Below are 23,910 nucleotides of genomic sequence, written 5' to 3'. Positions count from 1 at the left end.
TGAGGGGTCGGCGGCGCAGCGGCTTCGAGAATGGCCGGATCATTCTTGTCCAGAGAAAGCCGCCATCCATGCCGCAGGCCCGCATTTCACGCCGCCGATTCACCCTTGCCGCCGCCGCTGCCGCCGCGACCGTTCCGATGCCCGTGCTGGCACAGAGCGCGTGGCCGAACAAGCCGATCCGCATCATCGTGCCCTACACGCCGGGCGGGTTCACGGACCAGATGGCGCGGCTGGTGCAGGTGGGCCTGCAGGCGCGGCTCGGCCAGCCGGTGCTGGTCGACAACAAGCCCGGTGCCAACAGCCTGATCGGCGTCGATGCCATTGCCAAGGCGCCGCCCGACGGCAGCACCTTCGGCGTCGTGATCGCGGCCTATGCGGCCAACACCACGCTGTACCCCAAGCTGCCCTACGACCCGCAAAAGGACTTGGCGGGTGTTTCGCTGATGGGCATCTCGCCGCTGCTGGCCGCGGTCAACATCAATGCACCGTTCAAGACCGCGCGCGAACTCATCGACTACGCGCGCGCCAATCCCGGCAAGGTGAGCTTCGGCTCGTCGGGCAATGGCTCGGCCGCGCACCTGACGACCGAGCTGTGGAAGTCGCTCACGCAGACCTACATGATCCACATTCCGTACCGCGGCGCAGTGCCTGCGCTCACGGACCTGATGGGCGGCCAGATCCAGCTGTTCTTCGATGCACCCACGGGCCTCATCAACCAGGCCAAGGCGGGCAAGGTGCGGCTCATCGGCGTGGCGGGCGACAAGCGCCTGACCGCTGCGCCCGATGTGCCGACCTTCATCGAGCAGGGCTTCGCGGGCTTCACCGGCAGCACCTGGGCCGGCATGCTGGCGCCGGCCGGCACGCCGCGCGACATCGTCAAGCGCATGTCGGACGAGCTCGCGCGCATCATCAAAAGCGAAGAGACGCGCGCCAAGCTCGACGCCATGGGCACCATTCCGGCGGGCAGCACGCCCGAGGAGTTCGATGCCTTCATCAAGGCCGAGACGGCCAAGTGGGGCAAGGTCATCCGCACGGCGGGTGTGAAGGCGGAATAAAAAAAATCAGGCCGCCAGCACCAGCACCTTGAACTGGCTCGGCACGATCCGCATGCCGACGATGTTGCAGCGGTTCTGCACCGACAGGCTGGTCATGCGCGTGCAGGGCGTGCCCTTGAGCAGCACGGTGAAAGCCCCCGTGATGTGGCGCGAAGGCCCCATCACCGTCTGCGACACCACGCCCATCAGCACGCCCGCGTTGTCGCCGTTGGTGATGGGCGTGGTGGTGGCCAGGTTGTGCGCCGGCGCGCCGCCGTACAGGATGTTCCAGGCGTTGGGGATGGCCGTGGGTCCGAGCGCGAAGTTCGGGTAGGGAATGGGCAGCGCCGGCGGCGTCTTGCAGACGTCGGGGAAGGCGAGATCGAGGCCCATCATCTGGCAGTTGGCGAACATGCGGTGCTCCTTTTTTTCAGCCCATGTGGATCTGCTCGGCATCGACCTTGACCAGCCCCTTGCTGGTCAGCAGCGTGTTCTTCGAATGCAGGCGCAGGGTCTCTTCGGCCTGGATGTCGATCTGGCCGGCACGCACCTGTTCCATCTCCTCGGTCAGGCGGAAGCTCGAGCGGGTGAGCAGGTTGAGGCGATCCAGCACCACCTCGCAGGTGCGCCCGACGAAGCGCGACACCAGCACGCTGAAGCGGATGCGGGCGCCCTGGTAGTCCATCTCCCCGATCTCGCAATGGGCCCGCCGGGCCTGCGCGCGCCACTCGGGCGACTGCATGGCGATCGAGGTGTCCGACTCCAGCGCCATCGGGCCGGCGCTGCGCGCGCGGATGCCACCCGAGCGCGACACCAGCGTCAGGTCGCCGTCCACGGCCAGCGTCGCCTGCCGCGGATCGGCCTGGACGACCACCGCGATGACGTAGCTGTCGCCCTGGCGGGTCGAGGTGATCAGCACCGTATCGCCCGGCGCCGGCAGCAGCAGGCAGCTGGCGACGCGCCGGCAGCGCAGCGATCCCTGGCCGTCGTCGAGGTCGACCTCGAACCAGGGATCGCCATCGCTGGCAATCACGGTGGCGGTCCGCGTGCCGGAGTCCGCGCGGGCCGCATGCGAAGGGCGCTGCATGAGCGGATCCAGCACGCCTTGCGTTGCATGGCGTGCAGTGGCGATCGTGTGGCCGTCGGTGGTCCGGGTGGAGGTCATGGGCTTTCTTTCTTGGGGCGGCGGCCATGGATGTCGCGGTCCAGGCGGCATGGGCGCTCGGGTTGCTGGAGCGCCACCTTCTCGGCTTCGTGCAGCGCAGGGTCCCGGTCCAGCGTACCCAGGCGGGTACTGAACCTCGCGCCGTCCAGGTCGGCGCGATGAAACACGGTGCGCAGGAAAGCGGCATCGCGGAAGTCGGCCTGGACCAGCGAGGCGTAGGAAAAATCGGCGTAGTCCAGGCGGCTGCCGGCGAATGCGGTCTGCCCGCAGTGCGCGCGATGGAAGACGCCCTGCTCGAGCTGCGCCTGCGAGAAGTCTGCGCCGTCGAGATGGGCGTCGACCCAGATGCTCTGCTGGAAGTGGCCGCGCCGCGCATCGACGCCGCGCAGATCGGCCTCGGGAAACAGGCACTGCATGGCCTGCGCCCCTGCCAGCACCGCATTGCGCAGGTCGGCCCCCTTGAAGTTGCACTGCGTGAGGCGCGCATCGCGGAATCGGCAGGCCGCCAGCACCGCATCGATGAACTGGCAGAGGTGGAACTGCTGCCCGGAGAAGTCCTGCCCCGCAAGATCCGCCTCGCTGAAGATCGCGTTCGTGAAGCTGGCTCCGGCGTAGCGTGTGCCCGCCAGCGCTGCGCGAAAGAAGATGGTCGACGAGAAGGCCACCGCATTGAAGGACGCGCCCGTCAAGTCGCACTCGGAGAACACGGCCTTGTCGAGGCTGGCACGGTCCAGGCAGGCGTTGCGCAGCTCGCTTCGATGGAAGTTCGCCTGGTCCATGAAGGCCTCTTCCAGCCGAATGCCCCGCAGCGTGCAGCCGCTGAACACCGAATGCGGCATGGAGGCCGCATCGAGCACCGCATCCTGCAGGCTGCACTCGTGGAAGGCGGCGCGCGTCAGCTCCGCCGCCGGCAACTGCGCCTGGTCGAAGCGGCATTTCTCGAAGAGGGATTCGCCCAGGCGCGCGGCATCGGCCTGAACGCCCCGGAAGCTGCATTCGCTGAACACGCCGCCGCGCAGGTCGATGCCCCTCATGTCCATGTGGCTGAAGTCCTTCTCGCGGATCGGCTCGCCGTTGCGGACCTGGGCTGCCAGCGTCTCGGCATTCACGCGCCGCCCGCCTCGGGGCGCCGGGGCAGTGTCTTTATCTGGTCGATGTGGGCACCCAGGGTGATCGTGCCGGGGGTGATGAGGATCTGGGAGACATCGGCACGGAACAGGTTGGCCTCGCCCAGGTCGGCATCGACCAGGCAGGCCTTCTGAAGGTTGGCATTCATGAGATTGGCGAGCCGCAGGGAGGCACGCGTGAAATCGGCGCGGATGAAGAGGCTGTCGGGCGCCGCCGCCGCGCGCAGGTCCGCGCCCTTGAGCGACGCGGAGGAGAAATCGCAGGTATCGAGCGTCGCCCGCCTGAAGTTCGCGCCGTCGAGAGGCAGCTCGCGCAGGGTGCAATGCACCAGCGTGGCATCCTCGAAGTCGGCCTCGCGAAGATCCGTGGTGCCGACGAAGCTGGTGGTCTTGAGCATGGCATGCCGAAACCGCATGCCCTTGTGCAGCGGCGTGTGGGCCCAACTGCAGGCTTCGACGGTGGCGCCGGAAAAATCCACCGACTCGAATTCGGCCTGCACGAACAGCACCTTTTCCAGGCGTGCCTCGCCGAAGTCGCAGCGCGCCAGCCGGCAGTGTTCGGCCATGCTCACGTAGCGGAGGTCGGCGCGCCGAAGGCTGCAGTCCGCGAGTTCGATCCCCTGCAGCAACAGATGGCTCCACCTCGCTTCGTCGAGACAGCAGCCGTCGAGGCGCAGCTTTTCCATCTGCGTGCGCTCGAAGCGGGCCTGCGCGAAGTTGGTGTTTTCGCAGCGCGCGAGGCTGAGGTTGGCACGCTCCAGGTTGCAGCCCGCCAACGAGGCCTGGCGCAGGTCGGCGCGCACCAGCACCGACTGGCTCAAGTCGGCGCCATCCAGGCGGGTGCCCTGGAGGCGGGCGCCTTCGAGCAAGGTCCGGTGCATGCGGGCGCCCCGCAGATCGAGGCCCGACAGGTCGCAGCCCGTCAGATCCATGGCGGACAGGTCGCGGTCCGCGGCCATGGCGGCGAGCACGCGTTCGCGCGTCTGCGCATTCTGTTCGGCAGCCATCGGATCGGCAGCGGCCTGGTGGTGGGCCGCCATGCGGTACAGCGTCAGCATGTCCTGCCGGCCCCGCTGCCCGAGGGCCTGCAGCTCGGCGTGCTCGGCGGCGCTCATGGCCGGGGTGCCCGTGGCCGCGGCGATGCCAACCAGGCCCTCGACGATCGTCTCGGCCTCGAATTTCGGCGGGCCCTTGAGCTGCGCGTTCTGGCTTTCGTCGGTGATCCGGCTGCTGTCGAAGCCCGCCTTGCGCGATTCGGATGCGTTGTCCCGGGCCGCCTTCGCGACCTCCTGCCTGGCTTCCTCCAGCTTGCGTTGCTGTTCGCGCTGGTAGGCGCGTGTCTTGTCGATGAACTCGGGCAGTTCGGCCAGCGTGGGCATCTTGTCGAAAGGCTTCGGCAGGGGCCGTTCCCGGAAATGGCGCGCCTTGTGGCCGGCCTCCAGGCCGCGCGCCGTCAGTTCGGCGCGCAGGCGCTCGCCCTTGTCCTTGATGTTCCTTGCCAGGATCGATTCGCGCGCGTCGATCTGGTCCAGCCAGGGGCCGATGGCCGAGGCCGGCAGCAGTTCCTCGTCGAGGAGCGCATGGATCGCGCCTTTCTCCAGGTTGCAGCGATTCCCGAAGACCTTCCCGTAGTGGGAGAGGGGGCGCTGCGGACTGTCTGCCGCCTCCATCGCCGGCATGACATGCGTGATATCCGCGGCATCGTCCTCTACGATGAGCGTCTCGCCGTGGAAGATCAGCATGACCTGCGCCATGTGCGGGAAGAACCAGGCGGTGGTCAGCCGCAGCGGCACCTCTTCCAGCGCAAGGGGCCGCGCAGACTTTCTCGCCACGAAGCCGCGCGCGCGCAGATCCGGAAGCCGTCCGCGCAGCACCGCATGCTCTGGGTGCATGTTCCAGATCTCGTAGGGCGCGGCAGCGGGGATGGACAGTTCGTCGTTCCAGCGCTGTTCCGCAGCCGCGGCGTTGAAGAACTGCCAGTCCATGTCGCGCGCGAAGCCGGGGTAGAGCGTCTCGCGCCACTGGTCGCCGTAGTCCGTTCCCAGCAGCTTCAGGCGTTCGGGCAGATCGACGTCCATCGCACCCGGGCAGGCCGGGACCGGCCTGCGGTCGGGGCGGTCCATGCCATCGCCCGGGCGTTCGACGTTGGGAAGCCGCTGCACCAGCAGGCCATTGACCATCTCGGGTGCGTACCCGATGCCCGCGGGATTGGCGGCAAAGCCGGGGCCGCCGAACGCGTGCCGCCAGTCCAGGCGCATGGTGTCGAAAGCCTGCGGCTCGGTGGCGCGGCCATCCAGCCAGTAGCGGTCGCCCGAAACGAGGAACTGGCGTCGCAAGGTGCCGACGCGCAGGTCGACCGCGCAGCGTGTCTTGTCCTGCTGGTGGCAGGTGTAGGCCTGGCCGCTCACCAGGAATTCGGGCCGCAGCTTGGGAATGCCGAGATCGATCGCGGACTGGTTTCCCAGTTCGGCAGAGACGGTCTTCCAGAGCTCCGTCTCCGGCAGCAGCACGCCCCCTTCGCCGAGGGTGTGCATGCCGATCACGGTGAGTGCGAGACGCTGGCTTTGCGCGCGCAGGAAGGGTCGCGTCAGGACGCTCAGGCGCAGGGGCTTGATGGTCTTCACGGCGGGATCAGCGCCTTGCGCCGCGGATCACCAGGGGGGTGTGCCTGCGGTCGATGGCCAGCCGCGACGGGTCTTGCGGGTCCTGCAGTAGATGGATGTCGGGCCGGCCCGCGGAAAAATGGGCCAGCAGGTCCTCGTCGATGAGCGTGCGCAAGGTGGTCTGCTGCTCGATGCCGTCGGCATCGACGTAGGCGACGCCCAGCTGCACGGCTGTCATGCGCTGCCCGACGGGGCCGCGACGGGAGTAGCCGCTGGGCGAGCGCACCAGGGAAACCGCGACGCCCTGCAGCGGACGCCCGCTGGCCTGCAGCTGCTGCCACAGCCGGCCTTCCTCGGCATAGGCGCGATGGCTCATCAGCGACACCGTGAGCACGATTGCGGCGAGCACGATCACGCCCAGGCTGACGATGCCGAACACCCCCCACAGCACGATCTCGAGCACGTTTTCCACGCTTCAGAGCAGGATCTTGAGCGCCTGGATGCCGGCGCGCAGGCCGCCCGTCTTGATCTCCGTGCCCACGAGCTGGATGAGCGCACCGGCATCCCCCAGCGACATTGCCTTGTTCTTCCACTCCGCGCCCACAGCCTCCAGCTTCACGCCGATGGCCTGCGCCTGCACGCCGATGGCCATCGAACGCACGGCCACCACGCCCAGCGAAATGCCCGACACGTCCATGTTCAGGCCGGTGCCGCCCAGGCGGAACCACCTCCAGTCGCTGCTCTTGGAGTAGTTGTTGGTGTAGCTGACCGAGTTGTTCGTGTAGTTGTTGGTCAGGTTGTTGTAGGTGTTCGACGTGGTGTTGTAGACGTTGGTGTTGATGACGTGCTGCGTCGTGTTGTGGATGTGGTTCGTCGTGTTGAAGGTCACATCCGGGGAGGTGTGCACCGTCGGGCCGGTCACGGTGGTGTTCGAGGGGCCGTTGACCAGCACGGTGTTCGAGGTGTCGATGGTGTCGTTGCGTCCGCCGCTCACGAAGCGGATCTCCCGTCCATCGATGGTGCCGTGGAAGCCGCCGGTGATCGCAAGGTTGACGCCGCCGCTGATGGTGTCGTTCAGCCCGCCGCTGAGCGTGCGCTTCTTGCCGCCCGAAATGGTCTGCGTGACGCCGCCGCTGACCGTTTCGCTGAAGCCGCCGGTCACGTCGCGCGTGTCGCCGCCGGTGATGGTTTCTTTCGCGCCCGCGGTGATGTCGCGCGTCTCGCCGCTCTGGTAGGTGGCCGACTCGTGGCCCTGGATGAGGGTGGTGCGCGTGCCGCTGGTGGTGTGCGTTTCGTCGGCTTCCACCTCCACGTCGAGGTTGCGCTCGGCATGCAGCAGGATCTGCTCGGCGCCGCTGCGGTCCTCGAAGCGCAGCATGTTGGCCTGGTTGGCCGCGCCGCCGCTGCTCGAGCGCGTGAGGATGCCGCTGGCGGTGGCATTGGCGGGCAGCTCCCACGGCGGCATCTGGTCGTTGTTGTAGACACGGCCGGTGATGATGGGTCGGTCGGGTTCGCCGCCGATGAAATCGACGATCACTTCCTGGCCCACGCGCGGCATGTGCATGGTGCCGTAGTTGGCGCCGGCCCAGTTGCTGGACACGCGCACCCAGCACGAGCTGTTCTCGTCCGACTGGCCGTAGCGGTCCCAGCGGAACTGCAGCTTCACGCGGCCGAAGCGGTCGGTCCAGATCTCTTCGGGGCCGACCACGGTGGCGGTCTGCGGGCCGCTGGTGCGCGGCTTGGGCGTCTTGCGCGCGGGGCGGTAGGGCACGCTGGAAGGCAGCACGGTGAAGTCGAACTCGCACACCGATTCGGCCGTGCCGCCGGTCGCGTACTCGGGCTCCTGGAGGTCGTAGCGGGTCTGCGTGACGAGGTATTCGCGGTTGTCGGCCTCGCGCGGGCAGTGCGTCATCTGGAACAGGTAGCCCGGCGCCATGCCCGCCACGTTGGTGTGGCCCGTGGCCAGCTCGTGCGCGCACTGCAGCTCCTGTAGGCGGATCTTCGCGTAGCTGTCGCCCTGGTCGTTCTCGCTGTAGCCGCCCAGCCATTCATAGACTTCGTAGCTCGAATGGTCGTGGCCCTTCGGGTCCTGCTGCACGCTCTGGAGCGAGGCGCGCGACTTCCTGAAGTCGAAGTCGTCGAGCATCACGCGGCCCGAGGTGATCTGCTCGGAGATGCGCCACTGGTCGATGCAGGGCTCCATGGCGTTCACCACGCGGTCGCGCGGACGGTAGGCGATGCTGGCGTGGCCCGGCAGGGTGTTGTAGCCGCCGATGTCGTCGGCCAGCACCAGCAGGTGCGAGCCGCTCCGGTGCTCGAAGTGGTAGGCGATGCCCTCGTGCTCCATGAGGCGGCAGACGAAGGCGAAGTCGCTCTCCTGGTACTGCACGCAGTATTCCCATGGGCGGTAGCTGCCGCTGAGTCGCTTCTCGTATTCGAAGCCGTATTTGCCGAGCACTTCGTCGAGCACGTCGGGCACGCTCTTGTTCTGGAAGATGCGGCAGTCGGTGGTGCGCGTGAGGTACCAGAGCCAGGGCTGCACCAATGCGCGGTAGACGTAGTGGCGGCCGGTTTCGTTGGCGCGGCCCACGAGCTCGAAGCGCACCACGGTGCCGTTGAGAAAGCGCGATGCGCCTTCGTCCTGCAGTTCGAGCGTGAGCGAAGTGCCCAGCAGCTTCTTCAGGTCGAGGTTGAAGCTCGGGCTGACCATGTCGACCTCGAACTCGAACAGCTGCGAGAGGCCTTCCTGTCCCCGCATCGCGCGGAACTTCAGCTGCTCGGCGTTGAGTACGGTGTGAACCTGGACGGTACGTGGCATTCGAAATTTCCCTGGCCCTTGGGGCTTCTGCGGATGCGAAGCCTTCGATTGGCAGTCTAGAAATTCCTTATGTCATATACATGACGTGCGCTCTAGTTTGGGGCGCTGTTGTTCGGGGGGTGTGCACAGATCACCGGGTACTCCCCTCCGCGAATGTCCCCCGCCTTCGGCTCCTCCTTGATTTCGCTGCGGGGAGCACCCGATGCTCTGTGCACCTGGGCACGCTCGTTGTGTACCGCTGATCAACGACCGCGCTGAATAACGATCACGTCGATGGGGTGCCTTGCGCAGCGAAATCAAGGGGGAGGCCGCAGGCCGGAGGACATTCGCGGAGCAAGGTACCCCGTCGGCGTGATCGCGCCCCGAACAACCGCGCCCAACCTGCCTCAAATGGACGGCCCCCTACATCGAGGCCTCGAGCATCGCCTTGTAGTCGTCGCGCGAAGCCAGCCGCGGGTTGGTCTTGTGGCAGTGGTCGGCCATGGCGCCGTCGACGATCTGCTCGAACAGGGCGGGCGTGACGCCCACTTCGGCCAGGCCCTTGGGCAGGCCCAGGCGCGCGTTCATGTCGCGGATCGCGTCGCCGAGATCGCCGGGCGAATCGAGGTGCATGGCCCGCGCCATGCGCTGCAGCCGCTGCTCCTTCTGCACCGACTCGGCACCGGCGTTGAAGTGGATCACGGCCGGCAGGAAGAGGGCGTTGAGCGTGCCATGGTGCAGGCGCGGATCGACGCCGCCCAGGCTGTGGCTCAGCGAATGCACGCAGCCCAGGCCCTTCTGGAACGCCATGGCGCCCTGCATCGACGCGCTCATGAGGTTGAGGCGCGCCTCGCGGTCGCTGCCGTCCTTGGTGGCGCGCTCGATGTGCAGCCAGGCGCGCTCCAGGCCGTCCAGGCCGATGCCGTCGGCCGGCGGATTGAAGGCGGCCGACATGAAGGTTTCCATGCAGTGCGCAATCGCGTCCATGCCGGTGGCGGCCGTGAGCCGGGGCGGCAGGCCGAGCGTGAACTCGGGGTCGCAGATGGCGGCCTTGGGCATCAGGACCAGCTGTGGAAGCCGAGCTTGCGGTGATCGTCGACGATCACGATGGCGCCGCGCGCCACCTCGCTGCCGGTGCCGCTGGTGGTGGGCACCGCGATGAGCGGCACCGCGCGGTCGGTGATCTTGGGCGAGCCGCCCTCGATGGTGGCGTAGGTCTTGAGCGGGCCTTCGTGCGTGGCTGCAATGGCCACGCCCTTGGCGCAGTCGATGGCCGAGCCGCCGCCCACCGCGATGAGCCCGTCGCAGCGGCCGCTGCGGTACAGCTCGACGGCTGCGCGCACGGCGGCTTCGGTGGGGTTGGAGGGGGTCTGGTCGAACACCGCCACTTCCAGGTCGGCGATGGCATCGAGCGCCTTCTGCAGCACGCCGGCCGCGCGCACGCCGGCATCGGTCACGATCAGCGGCCGGTTGATGCCGATGCGCGCGCATTCGCTGGACAGCAGCTTGATGGCGCCGAATTCGAACTGGATCTGGGTGAGGTATTGGATGAGGGCCATGAGGTGGGTTTGCCTGGGGCAGTACGATTGCAGACCACCCAAATCTAACAAGCAGGGACAGTCTTGCACATGAACAAAACCCTTGCCGCTGTCGCACCCGGCACATGGCAGCCTCCGCTCACCGCGAAGATGGCCAACGTGGTCGAGCGCATGGCGCGGGCCGGCCATCCCTCGCTCGACCAGCTCACGCCCGACGAGGCCAAGGCCTCCTACGAAAAAGGCGCGGGCGTGCTCGAAGTGCAAAAGCCCGCGCTGGAGCGCGTCGACGACTTCACGATTCCGGCGCGCGACGGCTTCGCGATTCCGGCGCGGCTCTATGCGCCGTCGGCAACGGCGATGCTGCCGGCGCTGGTGTATTTTCATGGCGGCGGCTTCACGGTCGGCAACATCCGCACGCACGACACGCTGTGCCGCGTGCTGGCGAGCAAGAGCGGCTGCGCGGTGGTGTCGGTCGATTACCGGCTGGCGCCTGCGTTCAGGTTTCCGACGGCATCGGACGATGCATGGGATGCCTTTGCCTTCATTGCAAACGAAGGTGCGCGCCTGGGCATCGACGCGGGCCGCCTGGCCGTGGGCGGCGACAGCGCCGGCGGCACGCTGGCCGCGGTGTGCGCGATTCTCGCGCGCGACGCGGGCCTGCCGCTCGCGCTGCAGATGCTCATCTATCCCGGCACCGCGGCGCACCAGGACACCGCCTCGCACCGGCGCTACGCCCACGGCCCGCTGCTCACCAAGGCGCTGATCGACTATTTCTTCGGCCAGTACGTGCGCACGCCGGCCGACCGCGACGACTGGCGCTTTGCGCCGCTCCTGGCCGACGACGTCGACGGCGTGGCGCCCGCATGGATCGGCCTGGCCGAATGCGATCCGGTGGTGGATGAAGGCATTGCCTACGCCGACAAGCTCCGCGCCGCGGGAGTGGCGGTCGACCTCGAGATCTACCGCGGCGTGATCCACGAATTTCTGAAAATGGGCCGCGCCATTCCCGAGGCGCTGCAGGCGCAGGACGATGCGGCCCGTGCACTCAAGGACGCACTGAACCCATGAACGACAAGACCATGCCCCAGAGAAAAGACTTCCGCTTCTTTCATCGCCTGCGCGTGCGCTGGGCCGAAGTCGACATGCAGAAGATCGTATTCAATGCGCACTACCTGATGTACTTCGACACCGCCATTGCCGACTACTGGCGTGCGCTCGCGCTGCCTTACGAAGAAGTCATGCATGCGCTGGGCGGCGACCTCTACGTGCGCAAGGCCACGGTCGACTTTCGCGCCTCGGCGCGCATGGACGACGTGATCGACGTGGCCATGAAGTGCGCGCGCATCGGCAACTCGTCCATCGTCTTCGAGGGTGCGCTGTTCCGGCAGGACCAGTACCTGGTGGGCTGCGAGCTCGTCTATGTGTTTGCCGACCCGGCCACGCAGACCTCCAAGCCGGTGCCGGCGGCACTGCGCGAAATCCTCACGGGCTTCGAGGCCGGCGAGCCGATGCGCGCCGTGGAAACGGGCGACTGGAAAACCCTGGGCGAAGGCGCGGGTGCGCTGCGCCGCGCGGTCTTCATCGAGGAGCAGAACATTCCCAAGGAACTGGAGTGGGATGCGCACGATGCCATCGTGCTGCACGCGGTGGTCCGCAACCGGCTCGGCCAGGTGATTGCGACCGGCCGGCTGCTCGATGCGGTCGACGGCACGGCCATGCTCGGCCGCATGGCCGTGCACCGCGCGCTGCGCAGCGGCGGCCACGGCGCCGCCGTGATGCAGGCGCTGGAGGCGGCAGCCAAGGCGCGCGGCGACCGCGAGATCGGCCTGCACGCGCAGCGCAGCGCGGAGCGCTTCTATGCGCGCCTGGGCTATGCCGTGCACGGCGAGCCCTTCGAGGAAGCCGGCATCCCGCACATCGAGATGCGCCGCACGCTGGCCTGATCGCGGCGTTCGAGAGAGCTCACTCGTAGCGCGCCGGCGGATCGGGCACGTAGCCCATCTCCGAGCCCGGAAAGGCGGACGGGCCTTTGGGACGCGGCCAGCGCGCGGGCGGCGGCACCGGGATCACGCCCGCGGCGATGAGGTTCTCGCGGCTGTCGTAGCGAATGCGCACCACCTCGTCGGGCGTGGACTGGGCGCGCTCGAAGCTGGTGTGGCCGACATGCGAAGTCTCGCGCCGGCCGTGGGCGGTGCCCAGGCTCGGACTGGGCGGCGCTGGCCGGGCCAGGCTGCCTTTCGCCGATGCCGCCGCCTCGGCGCCCAGGGCGCTGTCGGCCGAGCGGGCCTGCGCGGCCGGTGCGGCTTCGGCTGCGGCCGATGGCGCCTCGCTGCGGCGTTCCATCTCGCGCGTGCCGCCGTCGCGGCGCGGAAAGGCGATGGGCGGCGCAGGCGGCGGCTCGGGCACGCGTTCGCGGAACATCGCGACGCCGATCACGCCCACGTCGTCCGGCCGGCCGGTGCGGCTTGCATACGAATTGCCGACGGACGTGAATTCGAAGGCCGCAATCTGCGAATCGCTCTTGCGCCAGCCCGTGATGTCGCTGCGCTCGCCGCCGGAAAACACATAGCCGTTCTGCAGCACGCCCGCGGTCTCTCCGGTCACGATGTTGATGCCGTCCACCGACATCACGGCCATGACGCGCTCACCCATCGCATTGCGCGCGCGGATCGCGTAGCGTGTGCCGGGCCGGCCGGCCACCCAGTATTCGCCGCGGTGGCGATAGATGGGCAGTTCTCGGCCGCTCGCGCGGTCGACCACGCTGAGCTGCATCAGCGAACCGATGCGGTTGGAGGGCGGCGAAAGCGGGGGCAGGGGCTGCACCGGGCTTTCGGCGCAAGCGGGCAGCACGCCCAGCGCGGTCCATGCGAGGGCGGTCGAGAAGAGGAGTCTGCGCTTCATGATGTCTTTCCTTGCCAGGAGTGGATCGGTACGGCTTCTACGCAGCAGCACCGGCGGCAGGGTTAAACGCGCGCAAAAAAATGGCGCCGCCTCTTTCGGGGCGGCGCCAGGCGTCCGTTTCTTCAGTCCAGTTGCGTCTAGATGTCTTCGAGCAGCGGATACGGCAGCGGCTCGACCGTGAGCGCCGGCCCGTCGGCGCTGCCCGCATGCAGGCCGCCGGTTTCGAGTGCCGAGATCTGGATCGAGATCAGCGCGGCCCAGCCGCCGCCGGGCGCCGGCGCGGCCTGCGCCACCGTGCCCACGGGCTGTTCGGCATCGCCGGCCGCGAACACCTCCTGGCCGGCGCCGAGGGGCGCATCGGCCTGCACGAGGTAGGTGCGCCGCTTCAGGGTGCCGCGGAACTGGCTGCGCGCCACGATTTCCTGGCCCGGATAGCAGCCCTTCTTGAAGTTCACGCCGCCCACGGATTCGTAGTTGATCATCTGCGGCACGAAGGCCTCGACCACCGGCGTGGTCACGGTCACGATGCCGCTGCGGACCTCGCTCCACTGCCACAGTTGCGCATCGAGCGCCGGGCCCGCGGGCGCCGGGCTGCCGGCCGGCGCGATCCACATCGCGCGCGGCACGCCGTCGGCCGGGTACAGCGACACCGCGCTGATGTCTTGGCCAATGGCGGTGCGCTGGCCGGGCAAGGCCGTGGCATCGAGGCCGTTGGCGGCCAGCGCGGTGCCGGCAAGGCCGTACAGCGCGAATTGCTCGGTGGCGTCCGTGAGCTTGGCCTTGGCGCGCAGCACGTACATCGACAGGCGCTTGAGCGTGGCGGCCAGGATGTCGCGGCTGCACACCAGCAGCACCAGCTCCGGCTGCGGCCGGATGCCGACGAAGCTGGCGATCACGCGGCCCTTGGCGGTGCAAAGCGCGGCCAGGCGGGCCTCGGTGGCGCCCAGCAGCGCGAAATCCTGGGTGAGCTGGCCATGCAGGAAGCTGGCGGCATCGGGCCCCTCGGCGCGGATCACGCCAAGGTCGGAAAGAGCGGTAACACCATTGAGAACGACAGTAGTCATCGCTGAATTATCATGGTCGGAGCCGTTCCGTCGGGTCCGCAGGGAATCCCGCCCCGGTTCCCGCAGGGCCACCGGCTTTTCGTGCTGATTCGTTTTCTTCTCTCCGCTAAATCATCGGACCCGTGCGCCGCTTCTTCCTCACGCTTTTCCTGCTCGCCGCCCTGGCTGCGCTCGGCCTTGGCGCCGCCGGCCTCTGGTGGGTGCACCAGCCCCTCAAGCTGCCCGCGCCCAGCGTCGACCTGTCCGTGGAGCCCGGCACCACGCCGCGCGGCGTCGCGCAGGCGGTGGCCGATACCGGCACCGACGTGCAGCCGCAGATGCTCTATTTCTGGTTCCGCATTTCGGGGCAGGACCGCCAGATCCGCGCCGGCAGCTACGAGCTGGAGCGCGGCATCACGCCCAAGATGCTGCTCAACGTGCTGGTGCGCGGCGAGGAGGCCACCCGCAGCCTGGTGCTGGTCGAAGGCTGGAACATCCGCCAGGTGCGCGCCGCGCTCGCCAAGGCCGAGCAGCTCAAGCCCGAAACCGTCGGCCTGCCAGACGATGCGCTGATGGCCAAACTGGGCCGGCCCGGCGTGCATCCCGAGGGCCGCTTCTTCCCCGACACCTACACCTATTCGAAGGGCTCGACCGACATCGCGCTGCTGCAGCGCGCCATGCGGGCCATGGACAAGAAGCTCGAAGCCGCGTGGGCTGCCCGGGCGGCCGATTTGCCGCTCCAGTCGGCGGATCAGGCGCTGATCCTGGCCAGCATTGTCGAAAAGGAGACAGGAAAAGCCAAGGACCGCGCCGAGATCGCCGCCGTCTTCGTCAACCGGCTGCGCGCCGGCATGCCGCTGCAGACCGACCCGAGCGTGATCTACGGCCTGGGCACCGCGTTCGACGGCAACCTGCGCAAGAAGGACCTGTTGGCCGATACCCCCTGGAACACCTACACGCGCGGCGGCCTGCCGCCCACGCCCATCGCGATGCCCGGCAAGGCGGCGCTGCTGGCGGCGGTACAGCCGGCGCAGAGCAAGTCGCTGTACTTCGTGTCGCGCGGCGACGGCACCAGCCAGTTCAGCAGTTCGCTCGACGACCACAACCGCGCGGTCAACCGCTACCAGCGCGGCGGCGGCGAACCCAAACCGAAAGTTGCGCAATGAGTGAAGGCTTGTTTCTGACGCTCGAGGGCATCGATGGCGCCGGCAAGTCGAGCCATCTCGACGCGATGGAGGCGCTCTTCAAGGCCCGCGGCCGCACGGTCGTGCGCACGCGCGAGCCCGGCGGCACGCCGCTGGCCGAAACCCTGCGCGGCCTTGTGCTCGAGCAGGCGATGGACCCGCTGACCGAATCGCTGCTGGTTTTCGCCGCGCGGCGCGACCACATCGTGCAGGTCATCGAGCCGGCGCTGGCGCGCGGCGACGTGGTGCTGTGCGATCGCTTCACCGACGCCACCTTCGCCTACCAGGGCGCGGGCCGCGGTTTCGATACGCAGGTGCTGTCGACGTTGGAGCAATGGGTGCAGGGGGGCAGGGGAGCGGCAGGGCTGCTTCTTCAGCCCCACATCACGCTCTGGTTCGACCTGGCACCCGAGATTGCCGCCGAGCGGCTGGCGGGCGCGCGCCTGCCCGACAAGTTCGAATCGCAGCCGGTCGAATTCTTCCGGCGCGTAGCGGCGGGCTATGCGGCCCGCGCGGCGGCCGATGCGCAGCGCTTCGTGCGCATCGATGCAAGCCAGACGCGCGACCAGGTCTGGCAACAGGTCGAGACCGCGCTCGTTGCGCGTGGCGCGCTGGCACCTGCAACTGGAGCGGCGCGATGAGCACGCCCGCGCTCTCGCCCTGGCTGCATCGGCCGCTTGCGGAACTGCTGCGCCAGCGCGGCCACGCCTGGCTGCTGCAGGGGCCTTCGGGACTGGGCCAATACGAACTGGCGCTCGCGCTTGCCGCGGCCTGGCTGTGCGAGCAGCCCAGCAAGGAGGAGGGCGGCACCGCCTGCGGCCATTGCCCGAGCTGCCATGCCATCGAGGTGCGCACCCATGCCGACCTCTGCGTGCTGATGCCCGAAGTGGCCATGCAGGAACTGGGCTGGCCGCTCGACGAAAAGGCGCAGGCCGACATCGACGACAAGAAGCGCAAGCCCAGCCGCGAGATCCGCGTCGAGGCCATGCGCGACGCCGTCGGCTTTGCCCAGCGCACCAGCGCCCGCGGCCGCGGCAAGGTCGTGCTGGTGTATCCGGCCGAGCGCATGAACACCATCACGGCCAATGCGCTGCTCAAGACGCTCGAGGAGCCGGTCGGCGATGTGCGCTTCGTGCTGGCCAGCGAGGCGGCCTGGCAGTTGCTGCCGACCATCCGCAGCCGCTGCCTGGGCTTCACGCTGCCCTGGCCCGAGACGGCCGAGGCCGAAGCCTGGCTGGCCGCGCAGGACGTGCCCGCCGGGGATGCCACTGCGTTGCTGCGCGCCGCCGGCGGGCGCCCCAGCGATGCCTTGCGGCTTGCGCGCTCCGGCCAGTCGCCCAAGGCCTGGTCGCTCTTGCCCAAGGCCGTTTCGCGCGGCGACGTGGCCGCGCTTGCGGACCAGTCGCCCTCGCAGGCCATCGGCTCGCTGCAGAAGCTCTGCCACGACCTGATGGCCGTTGGCAGCGGCGCCGCGCCGCGCTTCTTCGATGCCGCCGACCTGCCGTCCGCGGTGCCTTCGCACCTGGCGCTCGCGCGCTGGTCGAAGTCGCTCGCGAACGCGGCCAGGACCGCCGAACACCCCTTCAATGCGGGCCTCATGCTGGAAGCGCTTGTGAGCGAAGCGCGAACCACCCTAAACTCTGCTGCTCGCCGCCCATGAACCAACCAGCCGCACCCGCACCCGCCGCCCCGGCGCCTCAACGGCCGAGCGTGATCCAGCTCGCCATCAAGGAAAAGGGCGCGCTCTATGCCGCCTACATTCCGCTCTTTGCCGAAGGCGGCATCTTCATTCCGACCACGCGCGAATACCGCCTGGGCGACGACGTCTACGTGCTGCTGACCCTGCCTGAAGACCCGCAGCGCTATCCGGTGGCCGGCAAGGTCGCATGGATCACGCCGCAGCGCGCCGCGGGCAACCGGGCGCCGGGCGTGGGCATCCGCTTTCCGTCGGACGAGAAATCGCGCCAGCTCAAGGCCCGCATCGAAGCGGCGCTCGGCGGCTCGATGGCCTCCGACCGCCCCACACAAACCATTTAGCTCGCCCCCAGGCTGCGCGCACTTCGTGTCGCTACGCCCACCCCCTACCGGGGGCGACACCAGAAGCCCGGCAAAGCCGGTTCCTCGGTGTCTCTGGCATAAGCCAGACAATCAGCGCCATGTTCACCGATTCCCACTGCCACCTCACTTTCCCCGAATTCGCGGACCAGATGCCGCAAATCCGCGCCGCCATGGCCGAGGCGCAGGTCGACCGGGCCTTGTGCATCTGCACCAAGCTCGAGGAGTTCGACGATGTGCAGGCGCTGGCCGCGCGCTACGACAACTTCTGGGCGAGCGTGGGCGTGCACCCCGACAACGAGGACATCGCCGAGCCCACGGTGGACGACCTGGTGCGCCGCGCGGCCTTGCCCCGCGTGGTGGCCATTGGCGAAACCGGGCTCGACTACTACCAGATGGAAGAGCGCAAGGGCGGGCGCAGCATCTCCGACATGGAGTGGCAGCGCGACCGCTTCCGCGTGCACATCCGCGCCGCGCAGCAAACCCGCATGCCGCTGGTCATCCATACGCGCGAAGCCTCGGCCGACACGCTCGCCATCCTCAAGGAGGAGGGCGAAGACGGCGCCGGCAAGGCTGCGGGCGGCGTGTTCCATTGCTTCACCGAAACCGCCGAAGTGGCGCGCGCGGCGCTCGACCTGGGTTTCTACATTTCCTTTTCGGGCATCCTGACCTTCAAGAAGGCGCAGGACCTGCGCGACGTGGCGGCCTTCGTGCCGCTCGACCGCATGCTGATCGAAACCGACAGCCCGTACCTGGCGCCGGTGCCGTACCGCGGCAAGACCAACAACCCCTCCTACGTGCCCCTTGTGGCCAAGCAGATCGCCGAACTGCGCAAGCTGCCGCTCGAAGCCGTGGCCGAGGCCACCAGCAGCAACTTCGAAACGCTGTTCAAGGGCGTCAAAGCAATATGAAGAAATACATCAAGAAGTTCTTGTATCTTGCTGTCGTGGCAGCAACTTTTTCCACCCACGCAGGTTCGTTCGAAGATTTCTTCCGGGCCGTGCGCGCAGACAACGCGAGCGGCGTGCGCACCCTGCTGAACCGCGGTTTCGACCCCAACACGCGCGACGAGCACGGCCAGACCGGCCTGATCATCGCGCTGCGCGAACCGTCGCCCAAGGTGGTCCAGGTGCTGATCGAATCGCCGCAGACCGACGTCGACATCGCCAACGCCAAGGACGAAACCCCGCTGATGCTGGCCGCCATCAAGGGCCAGCAGGACGTGGTCGCGCAGCTGCTCAAGCGCGACGCCGCCGTCAACAAGACCGGCTGGACGCCGCTGCATTACGCCGCCAGCAGCGGCCAGCTGAGCATCATGAAGGTGCTGCTCGACAACTTTGCCTTCCTCGATGCGCAATCGCCCAACGGCACCACGCCGCTCATGATGGCCGCGATGTACGGCTCGACCGAGGCCGTGAAGCTCCTGCTGGCCGAAGGTGCGGACACCACCATGAAGAACCAGCTCGGCATGACGGCGGTCGACTTCGCGAACAAGGCCAACCGCCCGGAGGCTGCGCAGCTGATCGCTGCTGCGGCCGGCGCCAAGGCGGACCCCAAGGCCATTCCGAAGGACGGCAAATGGTGAGCTTCCATACGCTCCATTGAGGGCCGGATCCGCCGCAACGGCAGGCCCGGGAAAACGCCAAAAAGAGGGCGCCCGCGCCTCGTGCGAGACTCTGCGCTGAAGGAGAAGCAGAGATGAATACGTTCCTATTCATAATCTTTTTGCTGGCCATCGGCCTGCTTGTGCTCGCAGCGGTCGCCAAAAAGAGGTCGGCGCAAAACAGCAGCGGTTTCGTCGACAAGCCCAAGGCACGCCCGCCGCTCACGGCGCGCGAACAGGCCATGTACAACCGGCTCGTGCAGACGCTGCCGGACCTCGTGGTGCTGCCGCAGGTCAGCTTCGGTGCATTGCTCACGGCCCGCACGCGCGCGGCGCGGAGCTCGTTCAGCCGGAAGATTGCCGACTTCGTCGTGTGCGACCGTTCGTTCAAGGTCGTGGCCGTGGTCGCGTTTGGCGGCGACAAGAGCAGCAAGGGCAAGTCGCAGCGCGACCTGGACCGCGAGGCGCTGCTGGTGGAAGCCGGCTACCGCGTGCTGCGCTATCCACGGATGCCGGATGTGGGGCGCGTGGAAGCGGACTTCGATCCGACGCTGGCGTCGGTGAGTCCCATGGGTTCCTGAGGGCGGGCTGGTTTGGCCTGGATGGCCTTCGATCAGCTTCACCCAAAAGGAACACAATGTGCATTATGTTAAATGACATAAGCAGCAACTCCGCCCCGCAGGACCTTGTCGTCCATGTCCCACTGCTCCCTGCAGCTGCTGCGGTAAATCCTCGTCACCATTGCCAGCCGGCCGACAGACCCATCGGGGTCATCAGCTCTTGGGCTTTGCGTATTCCTCTGCGCTCATCACCTCGACGCCAACGAACGGGTCGTTGCCTTCAACCCATGCGTCATGGCCCGGAGGAATGGTGTACGACATGCCTTCCTCGAGGATGGTCTTCGAGCCGTCGTTCATTTGCACCGTGATCCGCCCGGAAACCACGTACCCGACGTGGGCCACCTGGCAGCTGTCCGTGCCGACGACCGGCTTGATGCACTGCGACCAGCGCCACCCGGGCTGAAACTTGAAGCGCCCCAGGGTGTAGCCCTCGAGGCGGACCACTTCGACGCGGGTCTTTTCGGGCTCCCGAACCTCGTCCGGCTCGTCATGGGATTTCGTCTGAAGCTTGGTGACATTCATAGAACTTGCCATCGCTACTCTCCTTGGCACGAGTGAGTAGGCAGTCCGCGGCAGCCTCGTGCCAAGCCGCGCGCCGAACGATGGAATACTAGTCCTGGGCCACGCTTGCGGCGACGCATTTCTCGCCCGGTAGGTACCCACTGGCGTGCACCTGGAGCAGGTGCGCAGAAACTTGCGGCCGCTAAAGTGTCGATGCGATGCTCAGGCAGACAACCACCACACTCGACTTCGACACCGATGGCCGGGGCCTTCTGGAAATCACGGAGGCCGTGGCGCAATGGGTCGCGAGCACCGGCTTTCAGACCGGGCTGCTGACGCTCTTCATCCGCCATACCTCGGCCAGCCTGCTGGTGCAGGAGAACGCGGATCCTGAAGTGCAGGCGGATCTCGACCGTTTTCTTGCGCGCCTGGTGCCCGATGGCGACGCGCTTTTCCGGCATCGCGCCGAAGGGCCGGACGACATGCCGGCCCATGTGCGTTCGGCGCTGACCGCGGTCCAGCTGTCGGTTCCGGTGACGAACGGCCGCATGGCGCTGGGCACCTGGCAGGGCATCTACCTGTGGGAGCACCGGCTGAAGCCGCACCGGAGGCAGGTGGCCCTGCACCTGATCGGGTCCTAGCGGCCCGGCCCACCGCCCTTCTCTGCCGGGCTGCGCCGGTACGCTGCCCGCGGTTACTCCAGAGTGAATCCGATCTTCACCGTCACCTGCCAGTGCGCGACCTTGCCATCCACCACGTGGCCGCGCGTCTCGGTCACGGTGAACCACTGGATGTTGCGGACCGTCTCGTGCGCCTTGGTGATGGCCGTCTGCACGGCATCCTCGATGCCGATCGGCGAAGAGCCGGTCAGCTCGAGCGACTTGTAAACGTGATTCGACATGTCTTTTGCTCCTTGAATTGGTGCGCCGCAGCTGCTCTCGGTGCGGATCGGCCGCACGGCACACATGTTGACCCCTCGGCCCGCTTGTTGGAAGTGCCGGACCGAAGGTTTTTCGCGCCGCGCAAACCCGGCGTGGCGCAGGCACGGTCTTTGCGTGACTGCAAGCTCACGGTGTAACGAAGCACTGTTTTGGTGAGGTTTCCGCGGTCTTGCGGAGCCCGGAGCGTGAAGAGCGCCCAGCACCCCGCCCGCGCTCCGCGGGCTTCCCTGCCCCCTTAATCCCCGCCCGACGATGCGGCCCCGCAAAGGCTGCATGTCGGCATTTGTATTTGTTGTTTCGAATCGATTGATTCTCCGAAGGCCCCACCCATGATGAAGAAACTCAAGCTCGTGATGGTCGGCAACGGCATGGCCGGCGTGCGCACGCTCGAAGAGCTGCTGAAGCTCGCCCCCGACCTGTACGACATCACCGTCTTCGGTGCCGAGCCGCACCCCAACTACAACCGCATCCTGCTGTCGCCCGTGCTCGCCGGCGAGCAGACGGTCGACGAGATCGTCCTCAACAGCTGGGAGTGGTACGCCGAGAACAAGATCACCCTGCACGCCGGCAAGAAGGTGGCCGAGGTCGACCGCGTGAAACGCATCGTGCGCGCCGAGGACGGCACCGAGGCCCCCTACGACCGCCTCCTGATGTGCACCGGCTCCAACCCCTTCATGCTCCCGGTGCCCGGCAAGGACTTGAAGGGCGTCATCGCCTACCGCGACATCGCCGACACCGACTACATGATCGAGACCGCGCGCACCCACAAGAGCGCCGTCGTCATCGGCGGCGGCCTGCTCGGGCTGGAAGCGGCCAACGGCCTGATGCTGCGCGGCATGGACGTCACCGTGGTGCACGTCATGCCCTGGCTGATGGAGCGCCAGCTGGACGACGTGGCGGGCAAGCTGCTGCAGAAGTCGCTCGAAGACCGGGGCCTGAAGTTCCTGATCGGCGCCCAGACCCAGGAACTGGTGGGCAATGACCAGGGCCGCGTGGCCGCCATCCGCTTCAAGGACGGCACCGAGGTTCCCGCCGACCTGGTCGTCATGGCTGTGGGCATCCGCCCCAACACCGAACTGGCCGAGCGGATGCGCCTGCACTGCCACCGCGGCATCGTCGTCACCGACACCATGCAGACCGTGACCGATGCGCGCATCTACTCGGTGGGCGAATGCGCGGCCCACCGCGGCATCGCCTACGGCCTGGTCGCCCCGCTCTTCGAGCAGGCCAAGGTCGCGGCCAACCACCTGGCCCAGTTCGGCATCGGGCGCTACCTGGGGTCCCTCACCTCCACCAAGCTCAAGGTCACCGGCATCGACCTGTTCTCGGCCGGCGAGTTCATGGGCGGCGAAGGCACGGAAGAGATCGTCATGAGCGACCCCTTCGGCGGGGTCTACAAGAAGCTGGTCATCAAGGACGACAAGCTGGTGGGCGCGTGCCTGTACGGCGACACGGTGGACGGCAGCTGGTACTTCAAGCTCCTGCGCGACGGGCGCAGCGTGCACGACATCCGCGACAAGCTGATGTTCGGCGAATCCAACATCGGCGACACCGGCCACGAGGGCCACAGCAAGGCCGCCGGCATGCCCGACGACGCCGAGGTGTGCGGCTGCAACGGCGTGACCAAGGGCACCATCTGCAAGGCCATCAAGGACAAGGGCCTGTTCACCCTGGACGAGGTCAAGAAGCACACCAAGGCCAGCGCCAGCTGCGGCTCGTGCACCGGCCTCGTGGAGCAGATCCTGATGTTCACCGCCGGCGGCGACTACTCGGCCACGCCCAAGAAGAAGGCCGTGTGCGGCTGCACCGACGCGAACCACCAGGACGTGCGCGACGCCATCCGCCGCGAACACTACCTGACGCACGACGAGGTGTATCGCAACCTGGGCTGGCGCACGCCCAACGGCTGTGCCACCTGCCGCCCGGCCATCAACTACTACCTGATCAGCACCTGGCCCAAGGAGGCCAAGGACGATCCGCAGAGCCGCTTCATCAACGAGCGCAGCCACGCCAACATCCAGAAGGACGGCACCTATTCCGTCATCCCGCGGATGTGGGGCGGCCACACCACGCCCGACGAGCTGCGCCGCATCGCGGATGCGGCCGACAAGTACCAGATCCCGACCGTCAAGGTCACGGGCGGCCAGCGCATCGACCTCTTGGGGGTGAAGAAGGAGGACCTGGAGGGTGTGTGGAAGGACATCGGCATGCCCTCGGGCTTTGCCTATGCCAAGAGCCTGCGCACGGTGAAGACCTGCGTGGGCAGCGAGTGGTGCCGCTTCGGCACGCAAGATTCCACCCAGATGGGCAAGGATCTGGAGCGGGCGCTGTGGGCGATGTATTCGCCGCACAAGGTCAAGCTCGCGGTCTCGGGCTGTCCGCGCAACTGCGCCGAGGCCGGGATCAAGGACGTGGGGGTGATCGGGGTGGATTCGGGCTGGGAGCTGTACGTGGGGGGCAACGGCGGCATCAAGACCGAGGTGGCGCAGTTCCTGGTGAAGGTGAAGACGGCCGCCGAGGTGATGGAGTATTCGGGCGCCTTCCTGCAGCTGTACCGCGAGGAAGGCTGGTACCTGGAGCGCACGGTGCACTACATCGGGCGGGTGGGGCTGGACCATGTGAAGAAGAAGATCCTGGAGGACACCGAAGGCCGCAAGGCGCTGTGGGAGCGGCTGCAGTTCGCGCTGGATGGGGAGCCCGATCCGTGGTTCGAGTCGAGCCAGGCGTCGGTGGACGTGCGGCAGTTCACGCCGGTGGCGGTGGTGGATGACAAGGCGAGCCAGGCGGCCTGAAGACGA

The 23,910-nt window shown here is 67.5% G+C and carries 22 protein-coding genes and 1 pseudogene; 12 read left to right on the top strand and 11 right to left on the bottom strand.

The features are described from left to right. Positions 1–68: 68 nt before the first annotated feature. Positions 69–1,055: a tripartite tricarboxylate transporter substrate binding protein gene (locus ACAM58_RS13815; RefSeq protein ID WP_369663019.1), complete on the top strand. Its 987-nt coding sequence runs from the start codon at positions 69–71 to the stop codon at positions 1,053–1,055. A gap of 6 nt (positions 1,056–1,061) precedes the next feature. Here ACAM58_RS13815 and ACAM58_RS13810 read toward each other — a convergent pair whose 3' ends face one another. The 7 genes and pseudogenes from ACAM58_RS13810 to ACAM58_RS13780 form a co-directional block, all read right to left on the bottom strand. Beyond that, the gene (locus tag ACAM58_RS13810) at positions 1,062–1,448 is read right to left on the bottom strand and encodes a DUF4150 domain-containing protein (RefSeq protein ID WP_369663018.1); all 387 of its coding nucleotides are present in this window, start codon (positions 1,446–1,448) and stop codon (positions 1,062–1,064) included. Between the two features lie 16 nt (positions 1,449–1,464). Beyond that, positions 1,465–2,199 (bottom strand): DUF3540 domain-containing protein, encoded by a 735-nt coding sequence (locus ACAM58_RS13805; protein WP_369663017.1) that lies wholly within the window; start codon positions 2,197–2,199, stop codon positions 1,465–1,467. After that, a complete protein-coding gene (locus ACAM58_RS13800; RefSeq protein ID WP_369663016.1) occupies positions 2,196–3,308 on the bottom strand; it encodes a pentapeptide repeat-containing protein in 1,113 nt (370 codons plus the stop codon). The genes ACAM58_RS13805 and ACAM58_RS13800 overlap by 4 nt, the downstream gene beginning before the upstream one ends. Beyond that, positions 3,305–5,950 carry a DUF2169 domain-containing protein gene (locus ACAM58_RS13795; RefSeq protein WP_369663015.1) on the bottom strand — a complete coding sequence of 882 codons (2,646 nt, stop codon included), beginning with the start codon at positions 5,948–5,950 and terminating at the stop codon, positions 3,305–3,307. Before ACAM58_RS13795 ends, ACAM58_RS13800 begins: the two co-directional genes overlap by 4 nt. Positions 5,951–5,957: 7 nt before the next feature. Next, the gene (locus ACAM58_RS13790) at positions 5,958–6,401 is read right to left on the bottom strand and encodes a hypothetical protein (RefSeq protein WP_278879269.1); all 444 of its coding nucleotides are present in this window, start codon (positions 6,399–6,401) and stop codon (positions 5,958–5,960) included. Positions 6,402–6,404: 3 nt separating this feature from the next. Next, a complete protein-coding gene (locus tag ACAM58_RS13785; RefSeq protein ID WP_369663014.1) occupies positions 6,405–8,747 on the bottom strand; it encodes a type VI secretion system Vgr family protein in 2,343 nt (780 codons plus the stop codon). Positions 8,748–9,149: 402 nt separating this feature from the next. Then, positions 9,150–10,285: pseudogene (locus tag ACAM58_RS13780) on the bottom strand (iron-containing alcohol dehydrogenase). Between the two features lie 69 nt (positions 10,286–10,354). Here ACAM58_RS13780 and ACAM58_RS13775 point away from each other — a divergent pair. Both ACAM58_RS13775 and ACAM58_RS13770 read left to right on the top strand, forming a co-directional pair. Then, a complete protein-coding gene (locus ACAM58_RS13775) occupies positions 10,355–11,332 on the top strand; it encodes an alpha/beta hydrolase (RefSeq protein ID WP_369663013.1) in 978 nt (325 codons plus the stop codon). Then, the gene (locus ACAM58_RS13770; RefSeq protein ID WP_018905835.1) at positions 11,329–12,207 is read left to right on the top strand and encodes a YbgC/FadM family acyl-CoA thioesterase; all 879 of its coding nucleotides are present in this window, start codon (positions 11,329–11,331) and stop codon (positions 12,205–12,207) included. Before ACAM58_RS13775 ends, ACAM58_RS13770 begins: the two co-directional genes overlap by 4 nt. Positions 12,208–12,226: 19 nt before the next feature. On the opposite strand, the gene ACAM58_RS13765 is transcribed toward ACAM58_RS13770, so the two are convergent. Both ACAM58_RS13765 and ACAM58_RS13760 read right to left on the bottom strand, forming a co-directional pair. Beyond that, on the bottom strand, positions 12,227–13,165 hold the full coding sequence (locus tag ACAM58_RS13765; protein WP_369663012.1) for a hypothetical protein: 939 nt from the start codon (positions 13,163–13,165) through the stop codon (positions 12,227–12,229). 137 nt (positions 13,166–13,302) lie between these two features. Further along, entirely contained in the window at positions 13,303–14,229 is a 927-nt protein-coding gene (locus tag ACAM58_RS13760) for a folate-binding protein YgfZ (RefSeq protein ID WP_012747962.1), read from the bottom strand. A gap of 122 nt (positions 14,230–14,351) precedes the next feature. Here ACAM58_RS13760 and mltG point away from each other — a divergent pair, with 122 nt between their 5' ends. The 7 genes from mltG to ACAM58_RS13725 all read left to right on the top strand — a co-directional run bounded on the left by mltG (position 14,352) and on the right by ACAM58_RS13725 (position 19,631). Then, positions 14,352–15,374 carry an endolytic transglycosylase MltG gene (mltG, locus tag ACAM58_RS13755; RefSeq protein ID WP_012747961.1) on the top strand — a complete coding sequence of 341 codons (1,023 nt, stop codon included), beginning with the start codon at positions 14,352–14,354 and terminating at the stop codon, positions 15,372–15,374. Further along, positions 15,371–16,033: a dTMP kinase gene (gene tmk / locus ACAM58_RS13750; RefSeq protein WP_027729626.1), complete on the top strand. Its 663-nt coding sequence runs from the start codon at positions 15,371–15,373 to the stop codon at positions 16,031–16,033. Before mltG ends, tmk begins: the two co-directional genes overlap by 4 nt. Continuing rightward, on the top strand, positions 16,030–17,052 hold the full coding sequence (locus ACAM58_RS13745; protein ID WP_027729627.1) for a DNA polymerase: 1,023 nt from the start codon (positions 16,030–16,032) through the stop codon (positions 17,050–17,052). The genes tmk and ACAM58_RS13745 overlap by 4 nt, the downstream gene beginning before the upstream one ends. After that, positions 17,049–17,429: a PilZ domain-containing protein gene (locus ACAM58_RS13740; RefSeq protein WP_012747958.1), complete on the top strand. Its 381-nt coding sequence runs from the start codon at positions 17,049–17,051 to the stop codon at positions 17,427–17,429. Before ACAM58_RS13745 ends, ACAM58_RS13740 begins: the two co-directional genes overlap by 4 nt. Before the next feature lie 119 nt (positions 17,430–17,548). Continuing rightward, positions 17,549–18,358, top strand: coding sequence for a TatD family hydrolase (locus tag ACAM58_RS13735; protein ID WP_369663011.1), 810 nt, complete (start codon positions 17,549–17,551; stop codon positions 18,356–18,358). Beyond that, a complete protein-coding gene (locus ACAM58_RS13730; protein WP_369663010.1) occupies positions 18,355–19,032 on the top strand; it encodes an ankyrin repeat domain-containing protein in 678 nt (225 codons plus the stop codon). The genes ACAM58_RS13735 and ACAM58_RS13730 overlap by 4 nt, the downstream gene beginning before the upstream one ends. A 113-nt stretch (positions 19,033–19,145) precedes the next feature. Further along, positions 19,146–19,631 carry a DUF2726 domain-containing protein gene (locus tag ACAM58_RS13725; RefSeq protein ID WP_369663009.1) on the top strand — a complete coding sequence of 162 codons (486 nt, stop codon included), beginning with the start codon at positions 19,146–19,148 and terminating at the stop codon, positions 19,629–19,631. A gap of 192 nt (positions 19,632–19,823) precedes the next feature. Here ACAM58_RS13725 and ACAM58_RS13720 read toward each other — a convergent pair whose 3' ends face one another. Continuing rightward, a complete protein-coding gene (locus ACAM58_RS13720; RefSeq protein ID WP_062367364.1) occupies positions 19,824–20,204 on the bottom strand; it encodes a cupin domain-containing protein in 381 nt (126 codons plus the stop codon). A gap of 185 nt (positions 20,205–20,389) precedes the next feature. Here ACAM58_RS13720 and ACAM58_RS13715 point away from each other — a divergent pair, with 185 nt between their 5' ends. After that, positions 20,390–20,812: a secondary thiamine-phosphate synthase enzyme YjbQ gene (locus ACAM58_RS13715; protein WP_018905825.1), complete on the top strand. Its 423-nt coding sequence runs from the start codon at positions 20,390–20,392 to the stop codon at positions 20,810–20,812. A gap of 53 nt (positions 20,813–20,865) precedes the next feature. On the opposite strand, the gene ACAM58_RS13710 is transcribed toward ACAM58_RS13715, so the two are convergent. Then, the gene (locus ACAM58_RS13710) at positions 20,866–21,072 is read right to left on the bottom strand and encodes a dodecin (protein WP_025569376.1); all 207 of its coding nucleotides are present in this window, start codon (positions 21,070–21,072) and stop codon (positions 20,866–20,868) included. A 372-nt stretch (positions 21,073–21,444) separates the two neighbouring features. Between ACAM58_RS13710 and nirB the strand changes: the two genes are divergently transcribed. Continuing rightward, on the top strand, positions 21,445–23,904 hold the full coding sequence (gene nirB / locus ACAM58_RS13705) for a nitrite reductase large subunit NirB (protein ID WP_041945708.1): 2,460 nt from the start codon (positions 21,445–21,447) through the stop codon (positions 23,902–23,904). Positions 23,905–23,910: the final 6 nt, after the last annotated feature.

The sequence above is a fragment of the Variovorax sp. V116 genome, assembly GCF_041154435.1.
In the GTDB taxonomy this organism is placed as follows: Bacteria; Pseudomonadota; Gammaproteobacteria; order Burkholderiales; family Burkholderiaceae_C; genus Variovorax; species Variovorax paradoxus.
Note: the sequence above shows the minus strand (reverse complement) of the source record. Positions and strands in the feature narration are given on the sequence as shown.